General features: G+C 64.9%; 1 protein-coding gene (cut by a window edge). It reads left to right on the top strand.

Annotation, left to right across the window (positions count from 1 at the left end; translation table 11 throughout):
• Positions 1-14,500: the 3' portion of a beta strand repeat-containing protein gene (locus tag AC3A6I_RS20610; RefSeq protein ID WP_487545758.1), read on the top strand. 15,380 nt of this gene lie to the left of the window's left edge; the window shows 14,500 of its 29,880 coding nt (coding positions 15,381-29,880); the start codon falls outside the window, past its left edge; the stop codon is at positions 14,498-14,500.

Genomic DNA, 14,500 nt, shown 5'->3' with positions numbered 1-14,500 from the left:
CCCGCTCACCACGGCCGACTCGAACGTCGTCCTCAAGTCGACCGGCGATATCCAGTTCGCCGCCAACAGCAAGACCGACGCGACGGCCAAGGTCAGCGTCGACAACTATGGCGGCGTGACCGTCTCGGTCGCCAACTCGGTGCTCAAGATCAATCCGGTGCACCAGATCACGGTGGGTGGCGGAGCCGAGATCACGGCGCTGCGCGATGTGCGCATGCTCACCGGCATGGCCGCCAACATGACGCGCGACCAGCACTCGCTGGCGACCTTCTCGGATACGCTGGCCGGCAGCGTGATCCCGATCGACTCGATCCAGGTCGACAGCATCCTGTTCATCACCAACCACATCGACATCCTGGGCGGCGCCACGGTGCTGACCGGTGGCAATGTCGAGCTGTTCGCCGATACCGACGCGCTCGCCAACATTACCTCGCAGGGCAAGACCCGGAACTGGGCGACCGCGATCGGCGATGCGATCAACAGTGCGCTGGGCGGCGCCGAAACCTATACCAGCAATGGTGGTTCGGCCTCCGAGGCGGTGGTCAACGTCGATGGCACGGTGCGCACCGGCCTCAACCGCGTGGTCAACATCGTCATCTCGAACCTGCGCGACACCAACCCGGATCCGGAAGTGTTCGATCCGGCCGTGGATGTCACGCTCAACGGCGAGCTGATCGGCGAGGACAGCCCGGTCAGCGTCAAGATCGGCGATGCGCCGCTCGCCTCGAACTATCTCAAGGACCTGGCGACGGCGCAGGAGCAGCTCAGCCGCTACCAGAACGATGCGGCCCTCAAGGCCTTCTGGGAGAAGGAAATCCAGCGCCTGATCAAGGAACTGGTGTTCCTCGGTCTCGCCGAAGTGCAGACCGCGCCGGGCGGCCAGCAGGTGGTGCTGCCGATCCAGCGCGATGTGCTGACTGCCGCGGTCAACAAGATCCACGCCGCCGCCGGCTATATCCTCGTCATCGCCGATGTGCTGCAGGGCGACGGCGTGCTCGATGCGCCGGGCAATGTCGAAGTCACCATCACCAACACCACCGAGGCGTTCCTCGACATCAAGGGGATCACCATCCCCGAGAATAATGGCGGCGTGTTCTTCAACGGCTTCCAGAACGAGGTGTCGAAGGCGGCCGATCCGAATGCGGCCATCGCCGCGATCAACGCAGAAAATATCGGCGCCAAGAACGACGAGGAAGATACTGCCTACGATCACACCTGGACGGCGGGACCGGCTGCCTTCACCGTAACCCCGACCACAGGAACGGCGGTCGCGGCCTCGATCACCATCGAGAACACCTGGCAGCGCGACAGCACGAGCAAGGTCTGGCCCGGCATCACGATTTCGGGCGACATCAACGCCGTTACCGCCGATGTGCTGATCGACAACCATGTCGGCTCGGGCGACATCACCATCAACGCCGAGATCACCAGCGCTTCGCTCGACGTGATCACCAACGGCTATGTGCTGATCGACCTGCCGCCGGGCAGCATCTACTACTCGGGCGGCAACCCGTACGCGGCCTGGAAGCAGATATCGGCCGATGGCGGTGTCGGCACCGTCGCCGATGGCGACGCGACCGCCGAGCTGCTCAAGGGCCCGAGCTCGGGCATCCAGGCCAACCGCATCTCGATCAGCGCCGAGTTCATCGATCTCAACGGCTATATCCGCTCCGGCCAGGCCGACTACAACCTGGTGCTCGACGCCACCGTCGAGCAGGAAATCAAGGATATCGAGAAGAGCGGCGCGACCGGCCAGGTGCTGATCAAGAGCGCCAATGTCGGCGATGCGTTCAAGGCGTATTGGGACACCAAGACCAAGCAGATCGTCATCGAGGAATTCCGCGTCCCGGGCGGCTCGATCACCATCACCGGCAACCTGATGAACACCGGCAACGGTCTCATCGAGGCGCTGGGTGGCTATGTGCACCTCAAGGTGACCAACAATACCAACCGCGACCTGGTGATCCGGCGTATCGACGTCACCGATCGCGGTGCCGGTACGATCCGGCTCAACGACAAGGCCAAGGCCACCGACGGCGGCTACCTGCAGACCTGGTACCAGATGGAAGACGACGGCACGGTTACCGTGCGCACGTCGCGCTTCGATCTGCAGAACAGCAATCCGGGTGGGGCAGGCGACGCCAATGGGCAGGTCACCTACACGCGCAACTATATCGAGAACGTCGGGACGCGCACCGAGCAGTTCGGCGTCAACACCGACGGCGACAGCTACACCGAAGACTTCGTCTACAACCCCCGTGAAGGCTGGCGCTTCAACTGGACGGTGGGCAAGGTCACCGAGAAGCTGACCACCAATATCTACACCACCTCGGCGTGGCTCGGCATCGACGCGCTGGCGCTCGATCCGGACGACATCACCTCGACGCGCACCCGCATCATCGGCCAGCCGACGCTGATCGACAGCTCGGTCTACTTCGTGTTCGACCAGGGTGACGCCGACAACGGCGCCGGCGGCGACGACAACCACGAGTGGTCGGACACCTCGTTCGCCACCACAGCGCCGGTCAAGACCTACAAGGACCTGCCCACGATCAGCCACTGGTACGGCACCAAGGACTATCGCAAGCAGGAAGATATCCTCGAAACGATCCAGACCAACGGCACGCACTCGATCGAGGCTGACCGCCCCGTCACCATCCGGTTCACCGGCTATGACGAGGCCCGCGTCGAGATCGACTCGAACGGCGCCGGCCAGGTGCTGATCGAAGGCGGCATCTACAACGATACCGGCCTCACCAAGATCTCGTCCGAGAACAATATCGACACCACCAACGAGAACGCCGTGATCCAGGGCGTGCGGGTGGAACTGTCGGCCAGGAACGATATCGGCGCCGACCATATGAGCGGGGCCGAGGCGACCGGTGGCTCGATCGAGAACATCAAGCCGCTCAACATCGATCTCGTCGACACCTACCCGGACGACTACAAGGGGCTCGGCATCGGCGCGCCGACCTACGCGCAGCTCACCGCGAGCTCGGCGACCGGCGGCGTCTACATCAACGAGATCAGCGGCGACATGTCGGTGGTTTCGGTCACGGCCAGCCAGGGCGACGTGGTGCTGATGGCGCATGGCGGCATCGTTGCCGCGCAGACCGGCCCCAGCACCTTTGCGTCCGGACTCGTCACCGGCAATTCGATCGACCTCATCGCCGACCGGTTCTCGGCGCTGGGTGTCGCGCCGGCCGACGGCGCCGTGGGCGGCATTGGCCTCGGCGAGTCGCGGCCGCTGCTGATCAACTCGGGCGTGCTTGCAGAACACCGCGTCACCATGAGCGCGGTCGGCAACATCGCGGTCCGGGAGACGCAGGGCGATCTCAAGCTCATCGCAGCCGAGAGCAAGGGCGACATCTACATCAAGGTCGACTCCGGCTCGCTGATCGATGCCGATTTCACCATCGAGAAGGACGTGCGCAGCTACCAGCAGCTGCTGAACGGGTTGTGGACCGACCTGCAGCTCACCGACGGCACCGGTGCGCAGCAGAAGATCGAGGACACGCTTACCGGCTATGAAAGCTGGAAGCGCAGCGAGTACCAGGCCTACTGGAAGCTCAAGAGCCAGTTCGACGGCACCAGCGTCAAGCTGAGCGCGGCCGAGGTCGCCTACTACGAGGCACTGTACAGCACACCGCAGGAAGCGGCCGATGCGATCGCTGCGCTCGAAGGGCTGCGCACCGACCAGTACCTGCAGCTCGAGACGATCTACGAGAGTTACGGCGACATCCAGCGCACCGATATCGATGCGGCGTACGCCCAATACTGGGCCTATCGCACGGCGCAATCCGATACAGCCGGCGCCATCACGCTGGGCACGGCGGAACGCGACGCGCTGTCCAACCAGCTCGAGACGGAAGCGTTGTTCCTCAACGCCGCGCTGGAGACCCCGCTGGAGGGAACGGAGCTCGACGACTATGTCGCCGACTTCATCGCCGACGGCATCGCGGCCGAGGAAGCCCGGCAGACCGCCGACTATCACGACCTGCACAAGATGTTCGGCCGGCTGGGCGAGACCAGCCAGGCCTGGGACAGGACGGGCCCGAACTACAAGTACCTGTTCGCCATCGGCACCGTGGCCGACGATCTTGTCGGCTCGATCAAGGTGTGGACGGAGCAGGAACTGCTTTTCGCCTTCGGCTCGGGCATCATGAAGCCGGTCACCGATACCGAGACGGTGATCGAGGACAACAATGTCGATGCCGAGGGTGACCTCACCATCGAGACCAGCGGCAATATCGGCAAGGTCGACGGCGAGATGATCGTCGAGATCGGCTCCAACCCGGGCGGGCTGAGCGACGACGAGCGCGTCGCCATCGCCTCGGCCGAGCGGCAGGACATCGTCTACGCCAGCAAGCTCGAGCAGAACGTGGTGGTGAGCTTCGGCAACACCGCGCTGCACGAGGGCACGATCACGCGCTCGACCGGCTGGTCGGGCTACGCCGTCGGTGACTATCTGTACCTCGGCGGCGACACCACCAACGCCACCACCAAGGGCGGCTACTACAAGATCGGCGCCATCAACGGCACGACGGTCACGCTGGTTTATGTCGACAAGCTCGACAGCCAGGGCAACACGCTGCCGCGCACCGACATGCTCGGCATCGAGACCAACCGCAGCGTTACCATCGCGGTCGGTCAGCTCGATCCCAACAACGCCACCAAACCGATCACGCACATCATCGTGTCGCGCCGTGATGACGTGGATGTGGCCGTCGATGGCCTCGTCAACGCCAAGGCGGGCGGCTCGATCTATCTGGGATCCGAACAGACGGTCGAGGTCGGCCGCGTCGAGGCGGGTACGACCGGGACCATCCGGCTCAAGAGCAGCGCGGGCGTGGTCAACGGGCTGGCCGGCACCGAGGTCAACTTCAAGGGCCTCGACATCGTCATCGAAGGCGGCGACGGCGGCATCGGCGTCAACAAGGCGGTTACGGTCGAGATGCTGCCAGGCGGCAGCCTCGTGGCCCGTGCCGACCAGGACGTGAACATCACCGCGCCGACCTCGGACCTGCTCATCGACTCGATCTTCTCGCGCTCGGGCAATGTGACGCTCGTCGCCACCGAAGGCTCGATCCTCGATGCGCTGGGCACCGACACCGAGAAGGTGCGCGCCAACCACATCTCGCTCACGGCCGGCGGCAGCATCGGCACCGAGACCGACGCGCTCGAGATCAACGTCACCGGCCTCTATAGCGGCGATGCGAGCGAGGCCGACAATGTCGGCACCGTGATCGCCACGGCCGACGGCGACATTTCGCTCAAGGAAACCGAAGGCGATCTCAACGTCCGCAAGATCACCTCGAACGCAGGCGATGTGTACCTCACGTCCGAGCTCGGTTCGATCGTCGACGCGGAGTACGCCCCGGGTGGCGCGCAGAGCGGCGCCGACGTCATCGGCAACTCGATCAGCCTGTTCGCCAAGATCGCGATCGGCCAGGCCGGCAACGAGCTCGACATCAACAGCTCGAACCAGGCCAATGGCGCAGTGCGTGCCTTCACCGAGGTGGAGAGCATCTATCTCGCCGAGACCACCGGCGACCTCCGCCTCGACCAGGTCGGTACGCCGACCGAAGCTGCGGGCGACTTCCGTCCGCTCGCCTTCCTCGTGGCGCTGAACGGCAGCATCCTGAACGCGCGCCCGTCCGGCGCGGCCGATCCGCGTAACGTGGTGGCGCGGATGACCTTCATGCGCGCCACGCAGAATGTCGGCAGCGATACGGCGGCGATCGTCACGGAGGTCGGCAATCTCGAAGCCGCCTCGCTTAACGGCTCGACCTGGATCTCGAACCTCGGCGCGCTCGAGGTGGGCAACGTAGTGGCGAGCGCCAGCGGCGTATTCGCCGGCGGTTCGGCCTATATCAAGTCGTCGAGCCCAACGACCGTGACGGAAGACTCGGAGGCCAATGTCGATCTCGAGTTCTGGGCCGAGGACGACAATAACGATAGCGAGATCGGCGTCGACGCGGACCCGGACAACCTGACGGTGGTCTCCGGGGTCACGCTGAAATCGAACACGGGAGAGGTGCGTCTGCTCGCAGGCGATGGTCTCGTGGTCGAAGCGGGCGCCTCGATCGAGGCTGCCACCAAAATCATCATGAAGGTCGACTACCAGAAGGTCGGCCCGGATCCGGACACAGTCGGCGGTTCGGCCGAGCTCTATGGCAGCTTCCGTGCGCCGGTGATCGAGATGCACGGCGCGGCGCAGGATGACAGCATCCTGTTCGACGTCGAGGCGTTGAACGGCGACACCTTCGTCTATGGCGGCGCCGGCGACGATCTGATCACCGTCAACAAGCTCGTGACCATGCACACCCGCGACGGTGCGGATGTCGTGGGCGACTTCCTCAAGGATCCCGTCACCGGCCGCGAACTGCGCGATGAGATCACCATCGACGGCCAGGACGGCAACGACAAGGTGCTGGTCATCGTCGAGGGCGCCAGCTCCGACTACGTGATGAACGTGATCGACACCGGCTCCAAGCTCGACGCGGGCGACGTGCTGCAGGTCGAGGGCACGTCGGAGAACGACGTGTTCCTGATGCGCAAGAACATGATCGCCAACCTGCGCCAGACCGGCAGCGATCCCGATACCTATGCCGATGCGTTCGAGCGCATCAACTATACCGCCGACATCAACGGGCGCGTGATCGTCAACGGCAATGACGGCAACGACGCGTTCTACTTCGACGACAACTCGGCGGTCATGACCGTCGACGGCGGGTTGGGCGACGACAAGTTCCAGGTCGGACAGCTCTTTGCCACGCCGCGTGACGAAGGGGCGATCGAGTCGGTCGAAGATCGGTTCGAGACCACGTCGATCAGCTTCGGCGCCTACCTGTCCAACGGCATCTCGCTGCCGGCGGTGCTCTATGGCGGCGATGGCGAGGATCAGTTCATCGTCTACTCGAACAAGGCCGACCTCCGCCTCGAGGGCGAGGACGGTGACGACGAGTTCGTCATCCGCGCCTTCGCGCTCGAAGGCAGCGGCGACGTCAAGCTCAACGGCGGCGACGGCAACGACAACATCCAGTACAACGTCAATGCGCCTGTCGACATCGACGGTGGCGCCGGCTTCGACAAGATCGTGGTGCTGGGCACCGAATTCGCCGACACCTTCGTCATCACCAAGGATGGTGTCTATGGCGCCGGCCTGATGGTGCGCTACGCCAACGCCGAGGCCATGGAAGTCGACGGCCTCGAAGGGGACGACACCTTCTACGTGCTGTCGACCCCGGCCGATGTGGTCACCACGCTGATCGGCGGCCTCGGCTCGGATACGTTCAATGTGGCCGGCGACGTCACTCAGACGGTCGTCGCCGACAGCGACGGCAACCAGGGCGCGATCACCCATACGGTCACCAGCACCGACTCGCGCTTCAACAACATCTTCGTGCGCGGCCTCGATTTCACCGCGACTGGTTCGACCACCGGCACGGCGACGCTGGATACCGACGACGGGCTGAACGTGCTCGAGAATGGCGGGCTCGCCGCCATCGACACGTACACCCTGACGCTGCCGACGGTTCCGGCGGCCTCGGTATTCGTCACCATTTCGGCAGCCCAGGCTTCGGCCCTGCTGGGCACCCGTCCGGGCGGCCCGGGCAAGACCGTCCTGGTCTCGCGCGATGGCGTCAACTTCTCGGAATCGGTGACGGTCGAGTTCGTGGCCGGCCAGCCGCCGACCACGACCATCTTCGTGATGGCCGAAGGCGACAGCGCCGAGGAAGGCGAAAGCACCGTGGCGATCTCGCACTCGGTGATCACCGCCGACCCGGCCTACGTCGATTTCGCGATCCCGAACGTGATCGTGCGCGTACAGGATGACGATCGCCCCGATGTGCTGATCCTCGAGAGTGGCGGCGACACGCAGGTGTTCGAAGGCGGCACCAGCGATGACTACACGGTCAAGCTGAGCAAGCCGCCGGCAGCCGGCGAGGTTGTCACCGTTACCCTCGCCTCGAGCCCGGGCGTCCAGCTCTCGGCCACGACCCTGAAGTTCGCCCTCGTCGCCGACGCGGGCCAGGGCATCCTCGCCTGGAACGACGCACAGACCGTGACGGTGAGCGTCACCGGCGACGGCATCGCCAACCGCTACCTCACCGACATCACGCACACGGTGACCAGCACCGGTGGCCTCTATTCCGACGTCGAAACGGCGCGCGTCCGCGTGGATGTCGTCGACTCCAACACCGCCGGCGTCGAGATCATCGAAACCGACGGTTCGACCCAGGTTTCTCAGGCCGGCCAGGCCGACAGCTACCAGATGCGGCTGACCACGGCGCCCAACGCCACCGTGCGGGTGGACATCAACACCGAGGGCAAGGCGAAGCCTGTCGTCGTCGATGGCGGTCGCGTGAAGCAGGATGCGGCCGGCTATTATGTCGAGTTCGATGCCAGCAACTGGGACGACCTCGTAACCATCGACCTCGTCTACGATCCGGCCGGCGCGGACTCGGGCGAGGACGACCGAACCTTCACGCCGCAGCCGCATGACCTCGTGTCGATCCAGGGCCCGCTGTTCATCGAAGGCGGTTCGGGTTCGGCGAACCGGTCGATCACGCGCGCCGTCGTGTTGCCGGGCGAGGCCAATGAAGAGGTCACCCGCGAGATCGAGGACGACGATACGCCCGATCTCGACCAGCTGGTGGTGTTTGCCGATACGGTCGAAGCCGACCAGACCGGCCGCCTCAGCGAGAATACCATTACCGGCCTCAACATGCCGGCCGGCGACCTGATCGTCCGAATGGGCGATGGCAGCGAGAAGTCGTATCCGCGCGGCATCACCTACGAGAATGTCGGCATCGTCGAGGTGCTGCTCGGCCAGGGCGCCGATGAATTCCACGTCGACAGCACCGACGCCGAGACGCTCACCGTCATCCATGGCGGCGGCAATTCCGACCACCTGATCGTCCATGACAGCACCGGTCCGCTGGTGCTGTTCGGCGATACCTCGGCCAATGGCGAGCGCTACAGCGCCGTGCAGGGGGCGCCGGACGGCAATGCCTACGCCTTCACCGAATATGGCGACGACATCATCGACGCTTCGGGCGCCAACGGCATCGTCGTGGTCGATGGCAGCGCGGGCGAGGACATCCTCGCCGGCGGCAATGCCACCAGCTTCATCGCCGGCGGTACGGGCAGCGACCACATCACCGGTGGCACGGGGATGAACTGGATCATCGGCGACAGCGCCTTCGACGTGGACTACCTGCTGCGCACCGTGATCATAGACGATAGCGCCACCTCGGCGGCCAAGGACTTCATCACCGGCGGGGCCAATGCCGACGTGATCCTGGGCGACCACGGCCTCATCACGCAGGCCGGTCTTATCGACGGCACCACCACGGCGCTGACCGCAGGCGTGCTCAACATGATGAGCAACCACGACGTGATCCGCGTCGAAACCACCAACACGACCGTGGGTGGCGACGATGAGATCAACGCCATGGGCGGCAAGAACATCGTGCTCGGCGGCACCGGCAACGACATCATCACCGGTGTCGGCGGCACGGACATCCTGTTCGGCGACAATGGTGTTGCCAGCTTCGCCAACGGCCTGCCGACCGAGATCGAGAGCACCGCTCCCGAGCATGGCGGCAACGACACCATCACCACCTATGCGGGTGCGGCGGTGGAGGGGAACCTCCGCAACATCGTGGTCGGCGGTTCGGGCAACGACACCATCGGGGTCGAGGACAGCATCGATCCGGCGGCCGATCCGGGCACCGCGGGCGACGTGATCCTGGGCGATAATGGCTGGATCGTCTTTGACAACCAGGCACGGGTGGAATCCGTCATCTCGACCGCCGTCGACTACGGTGGCAAGGATGTCATCACCACCAGTGCCGGCCGCAACATCGTCATCGGCGGCGCCGACGAGGATGACATCACCTCCGGCGACGAGGCCGACACGATCCTTGGCGACAACGGTGCGGCCTTCTTTGCCGCGGGTATCGCCTTCCGCGTCGAGACCACGTCCACCAACAAGGGCGGCAAGGACAAGATCAAGGCCGGCGGCGGCGAGAATATCGTCTTCGGCGGCATCGGCGACGATGAGATCAGCGCCGGCGTCGGCACCAGCGTCATCCTGGGCGATAACGGCCTCGCGCTGTTCTCGTCGACCGGCGCGCGGCAATTGGTGCAGACCATCGCGCCGGCCGATTTCGGCAACGACACCATCACCATCGTCGACGGCAACCACATCCTGATGGGTGGTTCGGGCACCGACACCATCACGGCCGGCAACGGCAACAACGTCATCGTCGGCGACAACGGTGTCGCCAACTTCGAGGACGGCAAGCTCGTCGCGCTGATCAGCGAGAACGACGTCAACGACGGCGTCGACACCATCCGCGCCGGCACGGGCTTCAACACCATCATCGGTGGCGGCGCCGGCGACGATATCGGCATCGGGGACGGCAACAGCGTCGTGTTCGGCGACTATGGTTATGCCAAGTTCTTCCAGAACAAGGCGACGATGGCCTTCTCGCTGCAGCCCGAACTGGGCGGCGCCGACAAGATCCGCGCCGGCAACGGCAATGCGATCATCTTCGGCGGTGCGGCGGGCGACGATATCGCCAACGGCAATGGCAACAGCACCCTGTTCGGTGACAGCGGCCATGCCGAGTTCGTCGATGGCGTGATCCAGATCGCCTACTCGATCGCCACCGATGTGGGCGGGGCGGACACGATCGTGGCCGGCTCGGGCAACAACGTGGTGTTCGGCGGTGCAGCCGGCGACAGCCTCAAGGTCGGCACCAGTCAGTCCGACCTGCTCGGCTCGGTGCTGTTCGGCGATAACGGCTATGTCGAGTTCATCGATGGCGTGGTGAAGACCGCCTACGCCATCGACCCCGATATCGGCGGCGCCGACACGATCGAAACCGGCGACGGCGACCATCTGTCGATCGGTGGCGCCGACGGCGATACCATCACCACCGGGGCGGGCAACGACATCGTCTTCGGCGACAACGCCATTGTCGAGTTCGGGCTCGTTGCCGGCTCCTCGCAGCTGACGCTGCTGCGCGCCTTCTCCATCGCTCCGACGGCCGGTGGCAAGGATACGATCAGCACGGGGGCCTCGAACGACATCGTCATCGGCGGTACGGATGACGACATCATCCGTTCGGGCGCCGGCGACGACCGCGTATTCGGCGACCATGCCCTGTTCGACATCAGCCTGCCGGAGAACCAGCGCGTCATCTCGATCCTGACCGGGGTGGCCGATGGCGGCGGCAACGACACGATCTATGCCGAAGCCGGCAACGACATCGTGTTCGGCCAGCAGGGCAACGACACCATCGACGGTGGTAGCGGCGACGACGATCTCGTGGGCGGCCACAACGTGGTCGGCGGCGCGGACGGCCATGACACCATCATGGGCGGCAACGGCGAGGACGTGATCCTGGGCGATAACGGCATCATCGGCCGCGTCATGGTCGGCGGTACGAGCTGGAAGGACGCGATCTACAAGCTCAACCCGGCGATTCCGGGTCGCACGCCGGCGCTGATGCGCGAAATCCTGCCGTTCGACCATGCCGACTTCGTCGGCGGCAACGACCGGCTGTATGGCGGTGAAGGCGAGGATCGTATCCACGGCCAGCGCGGCAACGACTATATCTGGGGTGACGGCGGGGTCGACGAGATCGTCGGCGGCCTCGGTGCGGACATCCTGCATGGCCAGGCCGGCAACGACATCGTCCTTGGCGACGAAGGCCAGATCCTGCGGGCGCTCAACGCCGACGGATCGGCCGTGCTGAACTCGGACGGCACCTGGCATCGCGACGTGGTGCTCGAGGAAGTGGCGACGGCGGAAGCCATCGTCCAACTCGCCTCGAATCTTTCGGGCGTCAGTCTGTCGACGGCGGCCAAGCTCCTCGACTATGACGCGCTGCTGGTCGGCGGTCGCGTCAATGGCGACGGCAGCAATGTCGTCACGGGCGGTACCTGGGAGACGATGGCAATCGGGGTGGACCTCGAGCCGGCCTATAACGACATCATCTATGGCGGCGACGGCGACGACGTGCTGTTCGGCCAGCGCGGGGACGACCGGATCGACGGCGATGCCGGCAACGACACTATCTTCGGCGATCGGGCCAGCAACAATGCCGCCTTCGCCACCGATCTTCCGGGCATCGTCAATGCCTACCGGGTGATTGCGGCCGATGCCGCGCTCGGCCTGAACCTGCCGGTATTCGGCGAGCTCGTAGTTCCCGCCGTCAATCTGCTGCCGAGCGAGCTCACGCCCTACCAGCCGCAGCTCGAGGTCTACCCGTGGGCGGCCGGCTTTGCCGGCGACATGGCCGGCCGCAACGCGCTCGATCTCGCGGCCGGTGGCGCCTACAAGCTGCTCGCCGCAGTGATGGGCGATGTCACCAATGCCGGCGACGTCTACGGCGACGACACCATCAATGGCGGCGTCGGTGACGACACGATCTTCGGCGACGATGGCCGGGTCACTGCCGATCAGGGCACCGGCTTTGCGGTGATCGACGCCAACCTCGCCGGGCTATCGCTGACCATGCAGAACCTGATGGTCAATTTCTCATCGCTGGGCTTTGCCGACAATGCGCGGACCCATACCGGGGCGATGACCACGGTGAAGATCGGCGCCGATACCATCAACGGCGATGCTGGCAACGACATGGTGTTCGGCGATACCGGCACGGTTATCGTGCCCTCGCGCCTCCTGGTGCTCGACGGCGCCAACGACCAGGCGGCCGTGCTGGGCATGAACGCCTTCGTGTTCGGGCTGCAGAACGTGTTTGCCGACCTCTCCTTCACCGTCCACGCGGCCGGCACGAAGGTGATCGCGCAGTATGTGGCCAACAAGGGCATCACCGGGACCTACAACCCCCGGAACGCCGTACTGATCGGGCCTACCCACAAGCTCGAGCTGGGCAACGACATCATCGATGGTGGGGCAGGGGCGGATATGCTGGTGGGCGACCACGGCATCACCACCATTCCCTCGATCATGGTGACCCGCGCCAACCCGACCAAGACCTACACCACCGCCCAGAAGACGGCGATGGATGCGGCGCTGGCGGCGCAGGACACGACGCTGACCAACGCGCTGAACGCGCACATCACCCGCGATCACAGGATCGACGCTTCCGCCAATGCCGGTGCGAACTGGCTGTTCGGCAACCAGCTCGGCTACATGCTCAAGGTGGGTAGCGACACGATCTCGGGCGGCTCCGAGGATGACGTGATCATCGGCGATACCGGCGTGCTGGAGCGGCCGGTGCTGCTGCAGGACTATACCGCGGCGCAGGCCAAGGCGGTCGCCGACCAGATGCAGAACACGTTCCTCAACACCATCGATGCGCTGTATGTGGGCAACATGGCCCAGGCCACGGCGCAGTCGAATGCCTTCGGCGTGATCGTCAACCTCACTAAGGCCAAGCTCACCGACTGGTCAGCCTACGGGGCGATCAGCAACTGGCTGACCAATCTCAGCGACCCGCGCCAGTCCAAGAAGCCGGCGCTCGACTACATCACGCTCAACGCCGACACCATCAATGGCGGGGCCGGCAACGACATCGTCATCGGCGACAACGGCCAGGCGATGCCGGTGGTGAACGGCGCCGGCGCGGCGGGCACGCCGGTCGCCTACCGCATCCTGCCGATCGGCGAGCCCGGCTCGAGCCAGTCCTCGACGCTGCGCTACACCTACGACTACGGCATCTTCGGCAAGCTGCATCGCACCGCTGCCACCGACGTCAACCTCAAGGGCATCTACAAGATCGACGACGACGACATCCGGGGCGATGCCGGCGACGATCAACTGTTCGGCCTGATGGGGGCGGATATCGTCGATGGCGGCCTGGGCAACGACACGGTGTCGGGCGGCAATGGCTACGACACGGTCGGTGGGGGAGCGGGTACCAACACCGTTGCCTTCGACCGGGCGCGCGACAAGGCCGTGCAGACGCCGGGCGCCAGGGACATGGTGAAGCAGACGGTGGATGCGAGCGCCAACAACTCGCTCCTTGGTCGCAACTGGGTAGTGCCGCTGTTCAACGCCATCGGGGCTGACGTAAACCGGGCAGCCGCCACGGGGCTACTTTTCGGTCGCAACGCCGCTGCGGTTACGACGCCGAAGCTGACGGGCGTGGTGCAAAAGACCATCGAGGCCGCTATCCGCCCCGCCCCGCACCAGCCGTTCACCTTCGTGACGGGAGCCGATCCGGATACGATCATCCATACGCCGATCGACCTGGGCGAACGCGAGGTCGACGCCGAGTATCATTCGGCACGGCCGCTCGATCCGGATCTGATCACGTTGCTCAAGGCCAACGAGATCACGATCGAGGCCAGCGACGAGGACGACCTCGCCGAACGGGATGATCTCGACCACTGGTACTACGACATCATAACGGGCGAATTCGTGCAGCTGGTGACGCCGACTCTGGCGCGCCACGCCGATCAGGGAGCGTTAGTATTCGATGAAGAGACGGGCGAATTCGTGCCGCTGCCTTAA

The sequence above is a fragment of the Devosia sp. Soil_C_22 genome, assembly GCF_057657195.1.
Note: the sequence above shows the minus strand (reverse complement) of the source record. Positions and strands in the feature narration are given on the sequence as shown.